This window comes from Chryseobacterium sp., from assembly GCF_041914225.1.
Lineage (GTDB): Bacteria > Bacteroidota > Bacteroidia > Flavobacteriales > Weeksellaceae > Chryseobacterium.
Genome location: NZ_JAYSDT010000002.1, coordinates 73,216 through 88,870 on the forward strand (window position 1 = coordinate 73,216; position 15,655 = coordinate 88,870).

General features: G+C 38.4%; 15 protein-coding genes. 4 read left to right on the forward strand and 11 right to left on the reverse strand.

The window, feature by feature from the left end; translation table 11 throughout:
• Window positions 1-14: 14 nt before the first annotated feature.
• On the forward strand, window positions 15-2,624 hold the full coding sequence (locus ACE3RB_RS01320) for a TonB-dependent receptor (RefSeq protein ID WP_374462531.1): 2,610 nt from the start codon (window positions 15-17) through the stop codon (window positions 2,622-2,624).
• Window positions 2,625-2,705: 81 nt separating this feature from the next.
• Here ACE3RB_RS01320 and ACE3RB_RS01325 read toward each other — a convergent pair whose 3' ends face one another.
• The 4 genes from ACE3RB_RS01325 to ACE3RB_RS01340 form a co-directional block, all read right to left on the reverse strand.
• A complete protein-coding gene (locus ACE3RB_RS01325) occupies window positions 2,706-2,912 on the reverse strand; it encodes a YdeI family protein (protein WP_374462532.1) in 207 nt (68 codons plus the stop codon).
• Window positions 2,897-3,277: a YdeI family protein gene (locus ACE3RB_RS01330; protein ID WP_374462533.1), complete on the reverse strand. Its 381-nt coding sequence runs from the start codon at window positions 3,275-3,277 to the stop codon at window positions 2,897-2,899. Before ACE3RB_RS01330 ends, ACE3RB_RS01325 begins: the two co-directional genes overlap by 16 nt.
• 115 nt (window positions 3,278-3,392) lie before the next feature.
• Window positions 3,393-3,872 (reverse strand): MarR family winged helix-turn-helix transcriptional regulator, encoded by a 480-nt coding sequence (locus ACE3RB_RS01335; RefSeq protein ID WP_374462534.1) that lies wholly within the window; start codon window positions 3,870-3,872, stop codon window positions 3,393-3,395.
• A 2-nt stretch (window positions 3,873-3,874) separates the two neighbouring features.
• Window positions 3,875-4,363 (reverse strand): GNAT family N-acetyltransferase, encoded by a 489-nt coding sequence (locus ACE3RB_RS01340; RefSeq protein ID WP_374462535.1) that lies wholly within the window; start codon window positions 4,361-4,363, stop codon window positions 3,875-3,877.
• Between the two features lie 168 nt (window positions 4,364-4,531).
• Between ACE3RB_RS01340 and ACE3RB_RS01345 the strand changes: the two genes are divergently transcribed.
• The 3 genes from ACE3RB_RS01345 to ACE3RB_RS01355 all read left to right on the forward strand — a co-directional run bounded on the left by ACE3RB_RS01345 (window position 4,532) and on the right by ACE3RB_RS01355 (window position 6,388).
• Entirely contained in the window at window positions 4,532-5,509 is a 978-nt protein-coding gene (locus tag ACE3RB_RS01345; RefSeq protein WP_374462536.1) for a BtrH N-terminal domain-containing protein, read from the forward strand.
• Between the two features lie 302 nt (window positions 5,510-5,811).
• On the forward strand, window positions 5,812-5,979 hold the full coding sequence (locus ACE3RB_RS01350; protein WP_374462537.1) for a hypothetical protein: 168 nt from the start codon (window positions 5,812-5,814) through the stop codon (window positions 5,977-5,979).
• Between the two features lies 1 nt (window position 5,980).
• Window positions 5,981-6,388, forward strand: a complete 408-nt coding sequence (locus ACE3RB_RS01355) for a C1 family peptidase (protein WP_374462538.1) — start codon at window positions 5,981-5,983, stop codon at window positions 6,386-6,388.
• 230 nt (window positions 6,389-6,618) lie between these two features.
• Here the strand turns inward: ACE3RB_RS01355 and ACE3RB_RS01360 are convergent, their stop codons facing one another.
• The 7 genes from ACE3RB_RS01360 to lat form a co-directional block, all read right to left on the reverse strand.
• Window positions 6,619-8,034 carry an efflux transporter outer membrane subunit gene (locus ACE3RB_RS01360; RefSeq protein ID WP_374462540.1) on the reverse strand — a complete coding sequence of 472 codons (1,416 nt, stop codon included), beginning with the start codon at window positions 8,032-8,034 and terminating at the stop codon, window positions 6,619-6,621.
• An 83-nt stretch (window positions 8,035-8,117) separates the two neighbouring features.
• Window positions 8,118-11,264: an efflux RND transporter permease subunit gene (locus tag ACE3RB_RS01365; protein ID WP_374462541.1), complete on the reverse strand. Its 3,147-nt coding sequence runs from the start codon at window positions 11,262-11,264 to the stop codon at window positions 8,118-8,120.
• The gene (locus ACE3RB_RS01370) at window positions 11,264-12,451 is read right to left on the reverse strand and encodes an efflux RND transporter periplasmic adaptor subunit (protein WP_374462542.1); all 1,188 of its coding nucleotides are present in this window, start codon (window positions 12,449-12,451) and stop codon (window positions 11,264-11,266) included. The genes ACE3RB_RS01365 and ACE3RB_RS01370 overlap by 1 nt, the downstream gene beginning before the upstream one ends.
• Before the next feature lies 1 nt (window position 12,452).
• The gene (locus tag ACE3RB_RS01375; protein ID WP_374462543.1) at window positions 12,453-12,908 is read right to left on the reverse strand and encodes a transcriptional regulator; all 456 of its coding nucleotides are present in this window, start codon (window positions 12,906-12,908) and stop codon (window positions 12,453-12,455) included.
• 115 nt (window positions 12,909-13,023) lie between these two features.
• Entirely contained in the window at window positions 13,024-13,536 is a 513-nt protein-coding gene (locus tag ACE3RB_RS01380; RefSeq protein WP_374462544.1) for an N-acetyltransferase family protein, read from the reverse strand.
• A gap of 433 nt (window positions 13,537-13,969) precedes the next feature.
• Window positions 13,970-14,200 carry a DUF2007 domain-containing protein gene (locus ACE3RB_RS01385; protein WP_374462545.1) on the reverse strand — a complete coding sequence of 77 codons (231 nt, stop codon included), beginning with the start codon at window positions 14,198-14,200 and terminating at the stop codon, window positions 13,970-13,972.
• A 62-nt stretch (window positions 14,201-14,262) separates the two neighbouring features.
• Complete coding sequence (gene lat, locus ACE3RB_RS01390) at window positions 14,263-15,588, reverse strand: L-lysine 6-transaminase (protein ID WP_374462546.1); 1,326 nt, start codon at window positions 15,586-15,588, stop codon at window positions 14,263-14,265.
• Between the last annotated feature and the right edge of the window lie 67 nt (window positions 15,589-15,655).

The window sequence follows — 15,655 nt, forward strand, 5'->3', positions numbered from 1 at the left end:
CGCTAGTTTATTTCATGAGCATTATTTTTAAAAAGCGTCTAATTATAGCGCTTGTATTACCTACGGCGGCCCTGTATTACGGGCAGAGTACGAAGGATTCATTAGAAAAATCCAAATCTATTGATGAGGTGATGTTGGTGGGTAGAAACCTTTCCCAAACAGCCAAAGAGAGAAAAACTCCTGTTGCAGTTTCCAACATCAAGGCTGCAGAAATTCAGGAGAAACTGGGAAACAGAGAATTCCCTGAGATTATGAAGTCTACCCCATCCGTTTACGTAACTAAAGTAGGTGGAGGATTTGGAGACAGCAGAATCAACATGAGAGGTTTTGATGGTGCCAACATTGCGGTGATTATCAACGGGCAGCCGGTGAATGACATGCAGGGAGGTACTGTATATTGGTCTAACTGGACGGGATTGGCAGATATTGCCAGCAATATTCAGATCCAGAGAGGTTTGGGAGCGTCTAAATTTGTAGTTCCTTCTGTGGGAGGAACGATCAATATTGTAACCAAAGCTACCGATGCCGAGCAGAAAGCAATGATCAAAGGTGAAGTTGGTAATGATAACTACTCCAGAATTTCTGCGATGTACTCTTCAGGGTTAAAAAACAAATGGGGAACAACCGTATTGCTTTCCCGCTGGCAAGGTGACGGATACATCAACGGAACGAAAGGAGAAGGTTACTCATGGTTTTTCTCAACAGGGTTTAAGCCTAATGAAAAACATGCTTTCAATTTAATCGCAACCGGAGCGCCACAGGTACACGATACAAGAAGATCTTCTGCAACCGGAGCGAACGTAGCAACACTGCAGCAGTTTGAAACCTATGGAAGAAGATACAACCCGCAGACAGGGATGTTAAACGGTTCTCAATTCAATTTAGCTCCTAACTTTTACCATAAGCCAATCGCATCGTTGAACTGGGACTGGACAATGAATGATAATCTTAAGTTATCTACAGTTGTTTATGGTTCATGGGGACGTGGCGGTGGAGGTACCGGACTTAACGGTTCTATCAAGAACGCTGCTGGACAAACCATGAATTTCATGAATTATGGTCCTGGCGGAGACGGTACGATCAACTGGGATATGATTTACCGTTACAACAGAGGTGGTATGGTAACAGATTATAATGGAAATACCTTCCAGAAATCTACCTTTACAGCACCTGCAGGTTCTCCTGGTGATTACAACGGACAATATGTTTCTACTCTGAACGGAACCAGCGGTATTGTAAGAAAGCAGAGTATCAATGCTCATGACTGGTATGGTGTAATCGCAGACCTTAATTACAAAAAAAATAACTGGACTTTCAACGGAGGTATTGATCTTAAAACATACAAAGGAGCTTTATATGATATTGTAACCGATATGTTAGGATCTGATGCATTATTTGTTCCTACTACAGCCAATGCTCCAAAAGGATACTATATTAATCAAACTGTGAAGCCGGAACCGCTTACCAAGCTTAAAGATGCTCAGAAAGTATCTATCCACAATGAAGGTCTGGTAAAATGGGCAGGTATTTACGGAATGGTTGAGTACAGCTCTGAAAAGCTGAGTGCATCTGTTCAGGGATCAGTTTCCGAGCAATATTATAAGAGAAGAGATTATATGCTGTACACTCCCGGGAACCAGGAAACAAAATGGTATCACAAAACGGGTTATATTGTAAAAGGAGGTGCCAACTATAATATTGACGATCACCACAATGTATTTTTCAATACAGGGGTTATCTCAAGACAGCCTTTATTCAACGCTTTATTCCCTTCTAACCAGAACATCTATAATGATGCGAAGAATGAAAGAATCTTCTCTGTAGAGTTAGGTTACGGTTTCAAATCCCGTTATGTGGATGTGAACATCAACGCTTACAGAACGCAGTGGGATGACAGATTCATTTCAAGAACATTCAATGCAACGGCTGCTGATGTTGCCAAATTCTCTCAATTAACCCTTGGAAATGCTTATTTCTATAATGCATTGAACGTAGGACAATTACACCAGGGAATTGAATTGGAGGCAAAAGCAAGACCTTTCGCCAACCTTAGACTGAGAGGAATGGTGTCATTGGGGAACTGGAAGTATAAAGGAAACGCCAACTTTAATATTCTTGATGTTCAGAACAACCAGGAAATTGCAGGAGCAACAGGAACAATCAATATTAAAGACCTGAAGGTTGGAGATGCAGCTCAAACAACAGCCAGCATCGGAGCTGATTATAATATTACCAAAGCTTTCAGTATTGATGCCAACTGGGAATATTATGACAAGCTTTATGCACAGTTCAACCCGATCAATTTCCTTACGGAAGCCGCAAGAGAAAAAGGAATTGTAAAATTACCAAGCTATCACTTATTTGATGTAGGTGCTTCCTACAAATTCACACTTGATGCGAAAAAGTCTTTAACATTGAGAGCGAACGTATACAACTTATTCAACAAATATTATATTTCTGAATTAAGCTCCAACATCTTCGCAGGTGATAAAATTGCCAATGGCCCGGATGCCGGAAAAAATTACCAGGAAGCTGGCAGAATGTATCAGGGAGTTGCAGACGGTAATACAGGATTCCTTGGTTTTGGAAGAACCTGGTCTGTTGCAGCGACTTTGAGATTCTAATACAATATCATTTCAATAATGAATGAATTACACAGGCTGTTCTTTTTTGGAACAGCCTGTTTTTATATATTAATCACAAACTTAAAAGTTATCAGGCTTCTTATTCTGAGCGGCCTGTCTTGCAATTTCATCAATACGTTTTTTTCGTGTTTCCGGTCTTTTGGCAAGTACAATCCATTGCAACATCATTTTTCTCACAGATTTGCTCAGACTCAGAAAATATGCTTCGGAGCCTTTATGCATTTTAAAAGCTTCATTCAAATCTTCCGGGATTACCAGGTCTTCCACACTGTCCAAAATATTCCAGGAGCCATTTTCTTTTGCAATATTAATGCATCAAATCCTGCTTTTGTCATCAGATTATTTTCTATCAGCTTCTGAACCTTCTCTTTATTGATCTTAGACCATGTACTGCCGGGCTTACGTCTGCTGAATAACTGCATAAAAGATCCTTCATCAATGGTTTTTCTTGTACTGTCAATCCAGCCAAAACAAAGTGCTTCGTCTACCAGCTCACTCCAGGAAACAGTGGGTAAGTTTGATTTTCTGGTATTACAGATGAGCCATACGGACTTTTCTATATGATGATTCTCTTCCAGCCATTGCCGCCAGTCTTCTTTTGTATTGACATAGAAAGTTTTTTTCTCATCCATTTTCCCTATAATTTTTCTTTTACTGATGATGTAAAATTAAAATACTTTGGTGACAATAGTTTGTCAGTAGCTATATGTATTATTTGAACAGCTAATTTTTTAACAGCAAATAAAATTATTTCTCATTCTTCACCTGCATCGCTCTCTGATAAAAAGACTGACTGGCAATTTTCTCTTCTGCTTCATCAATGGCAGTCAGCAGATTGTTTTTATTGTCTGCGATATCTCCCAAAACCTGTGACATCAGTTCCCACACTGGTTTCATTTTTTCAATAAGCTCATTACCTTTTGAAGTGAGCTTAAACAGTCTTTTTCTTTCATCCTGTTTATCTTTTTCCCACTGTATCAACTCCAGCTTTTCAAGTTCTTTGAGCAGGGTTATGGTTGATGGATGCGTATATCCGATTTCATTGGCTATTTCTACCACACTTGCTATTTCTTTTTTGTAAATGGTAAAAATGACCGGAAACCACTTCAATTCAAAATCGATTCCGAATGCTTTATAGATCAATGCACCGTCCTTTCTCAATTGTTCGCTCAGGCGGTGCAGCCTTGTGGATATGGCAAGAATTCCTGCTTCGTTAATTACATTCATGTTCAGTCAATATGTAAATGGTAAAAAATATCATCGGCACTCATCAGGGGAAATTTAACAGGTAAATTTCCTTTTTCAATCTTCACAAAATGATTCCTTTCATAGAAACGCTGTGCTGCTTTCAGTACCGTTATGGTCCCCAAATACAGATCATCAATTCCGTTTTCACGACAGAAAGCAATTAAAATTTCCAGTAATTCCTGCGCAATATTGAGTTCTTTTCCTCTGAACTCTTTTTTCACAAACATTTTCCTGATCGCTCCTGCCCTTTCGTCAAACTTAACCAATGCAATGGAACCTACCAGTTCGCCATCCACGAAAGCGCCCCAGAAGTTACCTCCGGCTTCCGTATAAAAACTTTCAATCTGTAAAAGATCAGGCTGATCTTTAATGGTGATCGGAATATTAAACTCTTTCTGCTGGATCGTTAAAATCAGGTCAATAGCCTGTTCCGAATAAGAATTTCCTATGGGCTGTATTTCTAATTTCATAGTGTTTGTATTTTAAAGTATAAAACTACGTAGTTGAATACATATTTGTAAATTATTTTTCTGTTTTAAAGAAATTTAACACAAAATAGCAAACCTGAATTTCTATTCGATGATATTTATGTAATTTTCTCTGCTCAAATTAATACCATACAAAACATCACTTTAAAAATGAAAATAGAAAATCTAAAGCCCTTTGACGGACAGCACTGCGAAACTACAGCAACAGGAACTCTACTGCGACAAATCGGAATTGAACTTTCTGAACCAATGCTTTTCGGGTTGGGCGAAGGTTTTGGCTTTATCTATTGGAATATGAAAACAATGGACTTCCCTTTCATCGGAGGACGAATAAAACCTGATCTGCTCACTCAGAACTTAGCAAAAAACTTAAACCTTGAGTTAACGGTTAAAGAAACCTCTTCACAACAAAAGGCATGGGATCAGGTAAAAGCGCTTCTTGATAACGGACAGACAGTTGGGTTGAAAATGGATTGCTATCATCTGGAATATTTTTCAAATCCTTTCCATTTTGCCGGGCATTATGCTGCGATTTACGGTTATGATCATGAAAATGCATTCCTGATTGATACCAGACAACAGGGCGGCCAGGTGAAAACTTCATTAAAAAGTCTGGCAATGGCCCGTGCTGAAAAGGGACCAATGTCTTCCAAAAACCTGTATTACACAATCCGGAAAAACAAAAAATCTGATCTGGGAAAAGCAATAGTAACGGCAATTAAAAATAATGCTGCAGAGTATCTGAACCCACTCATTACGAATATATCATACAAAGGCATTTTGAAAACAAGCACTGAAATTGTCAAATGGTTCAATACAAGCAAGAATATTGAAGGAGAATTTAAACAGGCAGCCCTGCTTATGGAAAAAGCAGGAACAGGTGGAGCTTTGTTCAGAAATTTGTACCGCGATTTTTTGAAAGAAAGTTATGAACTGCTTCAACTGGATCAATTGAAAACAGGATATGAAGAATTCATAGAAATCGCTGAACTCTGGACAACTGTATCTCAACTGTTTGAAAAAGTAAGCCAGACAAAGGAAATGGAATATATTCAGCAGGCTTCGGATATTTTAAAAACAATCTCTGAAAAGGAGAAAAAAGCCATGGAGATCCTGGCAACACTTTAGCTGACGAACCTGCAATATTCTTAAAGAAGAAATTTTATAGATATCCGCTTTGAGCTTCTCAAAAATTTATCGGAATTCAATAGAATACATAGATACACTATGAAAAATGCATCCAAAAGCTATATTTTATAATTTTACATTAAAATTCATTAATAATGAATAAAATCAATAATAAGAACCAAATCCAGTCAATAAATTAAATAAATTCTTAAATTTAATTAAATCATTGATAAATTCATAAAATAAAACATCGTTATATGATAATAATTTATATTTTCACAGAGTAAACTTTAAATAATATAATGATGAAAAATCTAAAATTAATCGCTATTGTTTTGGGAGCACTATCTCTTTCCTCATGTAACAGAAATGAAGAAGAACAAAATATTCAGGAGCCAAAACAGGAAAATCAGGCAATGCGTTCATTAGGAGCAGTAAATAAAGAATCAGGGAGTGTGCAGCTGGAATGAAATGCCATATACAGATGTTGAATGTTCCACCCAACCCAATGCTACTCAAAAAAGTGCAGCAGCTACACACACATTTACAACCTGGGCTACTGTGGATAAAACAAATATCAATAATGTAAAGACTCTTCTAAGTATGAATTTACCAATAGTCATTGCAATTTCAGTAGATTCAAGTTTTGATAATTTAAGCTCAGCAAACAATTGGATATGGAAAAACCATTCCGGCCGTGTAAGAGGAGGACATGCTATCTGTGTAGTAGGTTATGACGATGCAAAGCAGGCTTTCAAAGTACAAAATTCCTGGGGTTCAACATGGGGTGACAATGGATTTTTCTGGATAGACTATGCATTCTTTGCTGCAACTTCAAAAGGAGCTATTAATGAATCTTATGTAGCCTATGTTCAATAAAAAGAGATTATAAAATTAATCGTGGCCGGAGTAAATTCCGGCCATTTTTTTGGATAATCATTTACATCCAATTTTAATTTCAAACTCTCCATATCGTCTTCTTATTCCGAACAGGTAATCTACAATATTGCTATAACTTTTAAATATCATATTTATAATTTTAGTCTTTAGAAATAAAAAAACGTATGCCATTGATGACATACGTTCTTATAATGTTACATTGAATACGGTTATTTCCAGCCGCCGCCCAAAGCCTGATAAAGCTCTACGGCTGCTTTCATTTTACTGTATCTTGCATTGGAAATATTAAGCTCTGCATTCAATGAATTCACACTTGCATTCAACACTTCAAGATAGTTGGCCATACCATAGTTAACCAATTCCTGGGAATAGTCAACGGATTTTTTGTAGGCATCAAGTTCTTTTTGTTTCAATTCAATAAATGAATCCTGTACAGAAAATACCCTGATGGCATCAGAAACTTCTTTTCCGGCTGTCAGAACAGTTTTTCTGAAATTCAGATAGGCCGTTTCCTGATTGGCAAGACTTACGTCATAGTTAGTCTGGATCTGTCTTTTATTTAAAATCGGCTGTGCCAATCCTGCTACTACATTCGCAAACAATGAATTTACGCTGAATAAATGGTCAATGTCTACAGACTGAAGTCCTCCGCTTCCCGTTAATTTTAAAGTAGGATAAAACTGGGCTTTGGCAGCATTCGTCAGTTGGAAAGCATTCATTAAGTTAAACTCTGCTCTCATCACATCCGGACGGTTGGCTAGAAGCTGAGTAGGATATCCCAGTTTCAGATCGATCGGAAGTTTTTGTCCTTCTAAAGTAGACCTTTCAATAGAATGAGAAGGTTCTCCCATCAGAAGACTCATGGTATTTTCAAGCAGCTGGATCTGTGTATCAATATCAATCAGTAATGACTTGGCATTGAAAACAAGTGCTTCACTCTGCTGTACAGCTACTTCAGTAAGAGTTCCGGAAGCTTTTAAAGCTTTTGTGGCTTCAAGGTTTTTCTCCCTTACGGCAATTGTTTCTGTGATAATTCTTTTCTGTGCATCAAAAGTCAACAACTGATAATACGCAGAAGCAATGGAAGACACCAAACTGCTTTTAACGGCTTTATGAGCTGCAACAGTTCCTAAATAAGTCGCAAGCTGTGCTTTTTCCTGTGCCTTTAATTTGCCCCAGATATCAGCTTCCCAACCGATACTTGCCGTAATATCGAACTGGTTTACATAACGTCTTTCTCCAATGATCTGTCCAAACTGGGTATTGATAGACTGGGTCTGAAATGTATAGTTGGGTCCGATAGAAAGTGTCGGCTGATAGGCTGCTTTACTCTGTTTAAGATACGCTTCCGCAGAATTAATACTTTCCAAAGCAATTCTGATATCGAGATTGTTTTCCAATGCCTTAGAAATGTGTCCTTGTAAAATCGGATCAGTGAATATTTCTTTCCATGAAATATCTGCAATACTGGTACTGTCCGAAGGAAGCATGTCTGTGCGAAAAAGCTTTTCGTCCACAACGTTCTTCGGTCTTTCATATTCTTTTCTTGCCATACAGGATGAAATGGCTCCGAGTATGAAAACTGAAAAAGTGATCCCTTTTATGATGTTTAATAAACTCTTCATTGTTTTTAATTAGAAGTTAGAGTTTAGAATTAGAAGTTAGTTTTTAGACATATATCTAACTTCTAATTTCTTAAACCTTAATTTTATTCTGCTAAACTGATATCTTCTTTTTTGATAGGCTTAATTTTTTCCTGCAGTGTTTCAAAAATCACATACAGAACCGGAATTACAAATAATCCCAAAACGGTTCCTATCAATAGTCCGATTGCCGCACCCGTGGCGATAGACCTGTTACCTACTGCTCCGATTCCATTTGCCAGAACCAACGGCAATAAACCGAAAATAAAGGCAAATGATGTCATTAGAATAGGTCTCACCCTGGCTTTCGCTGCATTAATGGCTGACATCACAATAGTCTCTCCATGATGCCTTCTCTGGACAGCAAATTCAACAATAAGGATCGCATTCTTCGCCAGCAGTCCCACAAGCATGATCAGGGCAATCTGGAAGTAGATGTTATTTTCCAGTCCCATAATCTTCTGACCGAAGTAAGCTCCCATTACCCCAAGAGGAAGGGAAATAATAACGATCAGCGGAAGGATATAACTTTCATACTGCGCAGAAAGGATAAAGTAAACGAAGATTAAGCTTAATCCGAAAATCAAAAGCGTTTGAGAGCCTGAATTTAATTCTTCTCTGGTTAACCCGGTAAATTCTACCGCATAGTTTTGATTCAGGGTTTCATCCGCTACCTGTTGTACCGCAGCAATCGCATCCCCGGAACTGTAACCGTCAGAGTTCGCTCCTGTTACTTTCACAGAAGTAAAGAGGTTATAACGGCTTACGGATTGTGGCCCGTATGCTTTTGTCAAGGTTACAAACTGTGAAATCGGAGTCATGATACCTGATCCTGTTCTTACATAGAGCTGATTCAGATTATCAATATTCTTTCTGTTTTCAGGAAGAGCCTGAACCATAACTCTGAACTGCTTTCCATACTTGGTAAAGTCGGCCGTATAAATCCCCCCGATATATCCCTGCATCGTAGCCAGAATGTCATTGACAGAAACCCCAAGCTGCTTGCTCAGCGGAACATTAATTTCCATCTGATACTGAGGATATTTTGTATTAAATGATGTCTGTGCAAACTGAATTTCCGGTCTCTGCATCAGCTTACCGATGAATTCATTGGTTTTAGCATCCAGATCAGCATATTCACCCCCTGATTTATCTAGCAATACCATTTCAAAACCGGCACTGTTACCAAATCCCGGTACACTTGGCGGCTGGAAGAATACTACTTTGGCATCAGGAACAGATCCTACAATTCCGAATAATTTTTTGGTGATATCTTCAGAAGTCTGTCCATCTTTTTTTCTTTCTTCGAATGGTTTCAGTTTCACAAAGGCAAGACCATTGTTACTTCCGTTTCCGGATAAGAACCCTCTACCTGTTGAAATCGTTACGTTCTGCACGCCCGGAACTTTCAAAGCCTTAGCCTGAAGCGTTTTCAATGCATTATAAGTTCTTTCCATAGAAGCTCCCGGAGGAAGCTGAACATCTGTAAAGATAATCCCTCTGTCTTCTGTAGGTACAAACCCTTTCTTCATGCTGCTGCTTGCCCAGAATAAAATTCCTCCGGTAACAGCAAAAATAATCAGGGTTACCCATTTATGTCTTAAAAGGAATACAAATCCTCTTCCGTAACGCTCAGTAGTTGTTTTAAAAGCAATATTAAACTTATAGAAAAACTTCTGTAGCAGGTTTAGATTTTTATATTCTGCATGATGTGCTTCGTGAGGTTTCAGGAATAATGAACATAGAACCGGACTCAAAGTTAATGCGTTAATCGCAGAAATGATGATGGCTATAATCAGCGTAATACCAAACTGCTGGTAGAATACCCCTGTAGGCCCAGTAATGAACGTTACCGGAATAAATACGGCTGCCATTACCAAAGTAATCGAAATAATAGCCCCTGTAATTTCATCCATCGCTTCTACCGTAGCTTTCTTAGCATCAGAAATACCGTGCTCCATCTTCGCATGAACCGCCTCAACGACGACGATGGCATCATCCACCACAATACCAATGGCAAGTACCAATGCAAACAAGGTCAAGAGGTTTAATGAATATCCAAACAAGTTTAGGAAGAAAAATGCTCCCACAATAGATACCGGAACTGCAATAGCCGGGATCAATGTTGATCTGAAGTCCTGAAGGAAAATATATACTACAATAAATACCAGTATGAAGGCTTCAATAAGTGTGTGTACTACCTTGTCAATAGAAGCTTCCAGGAATTCGTTGGTATCAAAGTTGAAAGTATATTTGATTCCCTGCGGGAAAGTTCCCTCAGCTGATTTCAGATAAGCTTTGATATTTTTAATAATCTCCTGAGCATTGGATCCCGGAGTCTGGAAGATCCCCATACTGATGGAAGGGTTGTTTCCGTTCTCACCGATTCCTGTATAAGACTGCCCTGCCAGTTCTACTTTAGCAACGTCTTTCAGCATCAGGTTTTGTCCGTTTGCAAGAGATTTGATGATGATATTATCGTACTGTTCCTTATCATTGAATTTACCTACATATTTGATGATATATTCAAAAGAACTACCGCTGTTCTGCCCGATAGAACCCGCCGCTGCTTCTCTACTCTGCTCGTTGATAGCATTGGTAACATCAGTAGGTGTTACACTGTAAGCAGCCATTTTTGCAGGATCCAGCCAGATTCTCATCGAGTAGTTTTTACCCCCGAAAACGTTCGCATCCCCAACACCATTTACCCTTTTCAGGTTAGGAATAATATTGATATTCAAAAAGTTCTGAAGGTATACATCATCCAGATCTTTATTTTCAGAATAGAAAGACATATACATCAGGGCACTGGTCTGCTGTTTCTGGGTTACCACTCCGGAACGGGTTACTTCGGCAGGTAACAAAGGGGTTGCTCTGGTCACACGGTTCTGTACGTTTACCGCTGCAATATCCGGATCTATTCCCTGCTTGAAGAAAACCTGAATCTGAGCAGAACCGTCGTTTCCGGCACTGGAAGTGATATAATCCATACCTTCCACCCCGTTGATCTGTTCTTCCAAAGGTACTACTACACTTTTCATTACCGTTTCAGCATTGGCTCCCGTATAGTTTGCGGAAACACTTACCGTGGGCGGTGCAATATCCGGGTACTGTGTAACCGGTAACGAGATCAGTCCCAGCACACCGAGAATCACAATCAAAATTGAGATTACGGTAGATAAAACCGGTCTGTTAATAAAGTTTTTTATCATTAGAATTTCGGTTTTATTGATTGAACAAGACTATCCATTTTAATGGGTTGCGGCTTCACTGCTGTTCCCGGTTTCAAACCTCCGATACCAGCTGCAACAACTTTTTCACCTTTATTAATTCCTGATTTGATCAGAGCCATATTGTCGATTCTGTCAATAACATTGACAACCACGTTTCTGGCAGTATCTCCTTTATCTATTTTGTATACATATACAATACCCTGCTGTTCATAAGTAGCACTTTCAGGAACTACAAGAACATTATCATAATGCTGAGGGAATCTGATGGTTCCGCTGTTACCATTACTTAATAATTTCTGAGCATTCGAGAAAGCAACTCTGAACTGAATAGTTCCGGTTGTAGGATCAATCTGACCGGTAATGGCTTCAATTCTCCCTTTTTCAGGATAAAGGCTTCCATTGGCCAGCTGAAGCTCAACCATTGGTAAGTTTTTGATTTTCTCAGGCATGGATGCTCCCGGAGATTTTTCAAGGAAATCAAAATATTCTTTTTCATTCATAGCAAAGTAAGCATAGATCTCAGACGTATCAGAAATCGTTGTCAGAGGAGTCTGATCAGACGAACCTACCAAACTTCCCACTTTTAACGGAAGCTTGCCGATTACCCCTGAAATAGGTGCACGGATGATAGAATATTCGATATTGGCTTCTACTCCTTTATAATTGGCTTCAGCCTGTCTTTTGGCTGCATTGGCCTGCTGAAGCTGGGCCTGAGCCTGAGCCAGCTGAGCCTGGGCAGTTTGTAACTGGACATTGCTGATAATATTTTTCTGAACCAGTGGTTTTAGTTTATTTACTTCAACCTGAGCCGCATTTACGGCTGCCTGAGCTGCTGCCACACTGGATGCTGCCGCACCGATTCCTGCCTTGGAAGCCGCTGCATTTTCGTTCAGAATATTGGTTTCCAGGCGGAACAATGGCTGTCCTTTTGTAACATATTGCCCTTCATCTACCAATACCTGGGTGATATATCCCTGTATTTTTGCACGTACATCATTGTTTACCCTACCTTGGATGGTAGCCGGAAACGTCTGATAACCCACTATATTTTTCGACTCCACTGAGATAACAGGATACGGCTTGGCACCATCCTGCTTCGGAGCTTCTTTTTTGCAGGCTGTCAGTGAAAGCGCTGCAATGGAAAGTATAACTAGCTTATTATTCATTTTATAGTTTATTAAGAGATTCCTGAATATTTTCTATGTTTTTATTTAAGAGTGCTTTGTAAACTTCTATTCTTTCGTTGTATCCATCGTCTTTACTTTTTTTAAAATTGTTTAAATCATCTAGTAGTCTTAATTCGTCCTGCATTTTCTGGACAATTTTCTCGAATCGTATTTTCTTGTATTCATCATTGATGAAAAAATACCGTTTCCGCTCATCCATTTTGTTGTGATCTACGATAAGCTGAGCATTGAGCAGTAGTGAGATACTGGTGGAAACAGAGCTTTTGCTCGCGGAGAGCACGTCAACAAATTCGTCAAAAGTAATTCCTACTTTCTCATAATCGAAAAGAAGGTAGGAATAGATTTTTGATGCTAAAGGGGGTAAGCTGAACACGGTGCCATAAAATTTTACGGCATCCTGAAAAATTTTCTCATCAATTTCTATACTTTGGTGCATAATATAAAATTTGAACAAAAGTAGAAATTAGTTCAGAACCAAACGAACAAACCTGATAGAGTTTATAAATACACGGCGTTTTAAAAATTCAATGAAAGTTGATTTAACTTTTTACCTAAATTATAATCTTCTCAAAAGCTTTCCTCATGCCGTCTCTTAACAGAACTTCCCCGCAATAAGAATATCCTCTGCCTTCAAGGATTTTCAGCATGGGGATATTGTCATGGTTCGTATCAACCTTAATACTCTGAATCCCATGGGATTTTGTAAATTCTTCGATATGGTCAAAAAGCTTTTTCACCATACCCTGACCTGCAAATTTTTCATCAACAGCCACCCTGTGAACAACTACAAATTCACCATCACTCAGCCATGCTCCTTCAATGGTACTATAGGTAGGTTCGTCATTCAGAATCAGGGCTGCATACACTGCAATCTCTCCATCTACCGTCAAAACATGTCCGAATCCTTTGGCAATATCACTTTCTATCGTTCCAAGATTAGGGTATCCGTTCTGCCATTGGGTGCTTCCATCCTGTCTTCTTCTTTCAATAGATTGCTGGATGATTTCCCAAATAATGTTTCTGTCTTCAATTTCCGCTTGTCTTAGTTTAATTTCTGGATTCATGTTGTTGATTTTGATTAAAAATCTAAAGTTTAAAGATTAAAAATTAGAACTATTTCCCTTTTGATCCTCTGAATTAAAGCTCTGTTTTTATTAACGCAAAGATTGATTTATAAGGCTTAAAACTTTGAGGGAGCAAAGATTTCGACTTCGTCGTTGAATAAGCAAATGGCTATGGCGCTCGCTTCATGAGAATCAATTTCATTGATTCCACCTTTGCTTCCTTAAAAATATAGTATAAGGTTATTAAAACTTTGCGTCAAATTTAAAACTGACCAATACAAACTTCTGATTCTGAATAAAATAACAGTTCTTCAAGTCATCTTTTAAACATTTAGTTTTTCAATAATTTAAAGATTATTTTAATTAAAAAACCGAAAACTAATTAAAATTAATTTTCGGTTCGAAGTAGTAAAATTTAAAATTATGAAATTGTTTATTGATTTTCACTTTGTTGAAGGTAAGCATCAATAATTTCAAATGCTTTGGATTCATCTTCCAGATCTACCATTACTTTCAGCGAAGTAGCTGTTGGCGTTGTAGTAAATGTAAGATAGTTATTTTCAACCGTGTTTGTAATCTGTGCGTCATCCAATTTAGATTTAACCAACTGATTTTCTGAAGGGTTATCACTTTCATAAACTGATACTCTCGTACTTCTTTCCATATTTCTAAATGTTTGAGTATCTAAATGTACAACGTTTTTTTCAAAATTACAAATTCCGGGTTTTAAATTTTATTAATATTGCTCTCAATTTTATCTAAAGCAAGCTGGATTTCTTCTTTCGTAACATTCAGGTGAGGCCTGAAACGAAGAGACTGATCCCCACAAGGAAGAATGATCAATCCATCTTTGAAAAGCTCGTTCATCAGGTGGTTTCTCTGTTCTGCAGTTGGCAGATCGATCGCACACATCAGTCCTCTTCCTCTTGCATTTGAAATTTTCTCAGGATACTTTTCAGCAAGAGCCTTTAAACTTTCCAATAAAAAGTCTCCAACTACTCTTGCATTCTCCACAAGATTTTCTTTTTCGATAACTTCCATAACAAGCTGGAAGCGAAGCATGTCAATAAAGTTTCCTCCGAATGTAGAGTTGATTCTGGAACTTTCTCTGAAAACATTGTTCGGAACCTGGTCAAATTTTTCTTTGTTGGCCAGCACACCGCAAACCTGCGCCTTCTTCCCGAAAGAAATAATGTCCGGTTTTGCCGTAAAATGCTGGAATGCCCACATTTTCCCTGTAATAGCGATTCCCGTCTGAACTTCATCAAAAATAAGTAAGATTTCGTTATCATCACAGATTCTTCTTAATCCCAATAAGAATTCATCTCTGAAATGATTGTCACCTCCTTCTGCCTGAATAGGCTCTATGATGATACAAGCCACTTTATCAGGGTGCATCAGGATAGCCTCTTCAATCTGAAGCAAAGCAAGGTTTTCGTTTTTGATGGTTTCTTCAAGGTTCTCTTCTGTAATCGGGAACTTTAATTTCGGATTTAAAATTCTCGGCCAGTTGAACATCGGGAAATATTGATATTTTCTTGGGTCAGCAGTGTTGGTTAAGCTTAAAGTATAGCCGCTTCTTCCATGGAAAGCCTGTTTGAAGTGGATACAGATTCCAGCTTCAGTATCAAGTCCTTTTTCAAAGTTTTTGCGGGTTTTCCAGTCGAAGCATGCCTTCATTGCATTTTCAACGCCTAACGTTCCGCCTTCGATAAAGAAAGCATACTGTAATTCTTCAGGAATGACCACTCTCTCAAATACTTCAAGGAAATGAGCATATTCTTCTGAATAAACGTCAGCCAAAGTAGGTTTGTTCACCGCCATTCTTCCCAGCCATTCTGATCTTTCTACAAGATAAGGGTGGTTATATCCCACAGACGCTGATGCAAACATAGAGAACATATCCAGGTATTCTCTGTCTGTAAGCTTATCGTAAAGCCATGAACCGTGTGATTTTTCAATATCCATCACAAAATCGAAACCGTCAGCCAGTACATGTCTTCCTACTGTTTCTTTTACTTTATTTACTTTTATATCTAATGTTTGTTCCATAATAAATTGTAGTGTGATTTAATAAGTGAATGATTAAATGATCCAGGGAATGAAGCACTTAATCATT

Excerpts from the sequence above, each read along its gene's own strand:
- ACE3RB_RS01380 (WP_374462544.1), bottom strand. The coding sequence starts at position 13,536 with ATGAATCCAGAAATTAAACTAAGACAAGCGGAAATTGAAGACAGAAAC.
- ACE3RB_RS01385 (WP_374462545.1), bottom strand. The coding sequence starts at position 14,200 with ATGGAAAGAAGTACGAGAGTATCAGTTTATGAAAGTGATAACCCTTCA.
- ACE3RB_RS01320 (WP_374462531.1), top strand. The coding sequence starts at position 15 with ATGAGCATTATTTTTAAAAAGCGTCTAATTATAGCGCTTGTATTACCT.
- ACE3RB_RS01370 (WP_374462542.1), bottom strand. The coding sequence starts at position 12,451 with ATGAATAATAAGCTAGTTATACTTTCCATTGCAGCGCTTTCACTGACA.
- lat (WP_374462546.1), bottom strand. The coding sequence starts at position 15,588 with ATGGAACAAACATTAGATATAAAAGTAAATAAAGTAAAAGAAACAGTA.
- ACE3RB_RS01330 (WP_374462533.1), bottom strand. The coding sequence starts at position 3,277 with ATGGATGAGAAAAAAACTTTCTATGTCAATACAAAAGAAGACTGGCGG.
- ACE3RB_RS01340 (WP_374462535.1), bottom strand. The coding sequence starts at position 4,363 with ATGAAATTAGAAATACAGCCCATAGGAAATTCTTATTCGGAACAGGCT.
- ACE3RB_RS01335 (WP_374462534.1), bottom strand. The coding sequence starts at position 3,872 with ATGAATGTAATTAACGAAGCAGGAATTCTTGCCATATCCACAAGGCTG.
- ACE3RB_RS01355 (WP_374462538.1), top strand. The coding sequence starts at position 5,981 with ATGCCATATACAGATGTTGAATGTTCCACCCAACCCAATGCTACTCAA.
- ACE3RB_RS01360 (WP_374462540.1), bottom strand. The coding sequence starts at position 8,034 with ATGAAGAGTTTATTAAACATCATAAAAGGGATCACTTTTTCAGTTTTC.
- ACE3RB_RS01365 (WP_374462541.1), bottom strand. The coding sequence starts at position 11,264 with ATGATAAAAAACTTTATTAACAGACCGGTTTTATCTACCGTAATCTCA.
- ACE3RB_RS01345 (WP_374462536.1), top strand. The coding sequence starts at position 4,532 with ATGAAAATAGAAAATCTAAAGCCCTTTGACGGACAGCACTGCGAAACT.
- ACE3RB_RS01350 (WP_374462537.1), top strand. The coding sequence starts at position 5,812 with ATGATGAAAAATCTAAAATTAATCGCTATTGTTTTGGGAGCACTATCT.
- ACE3RB_RS01375 (WP_374462543.1), bottom strand. The coding sequence starts at position 12,908 with ATGCACCAAAGTATAGAAATTGATGAGAAAATTTTTCAGGATGCCGTA.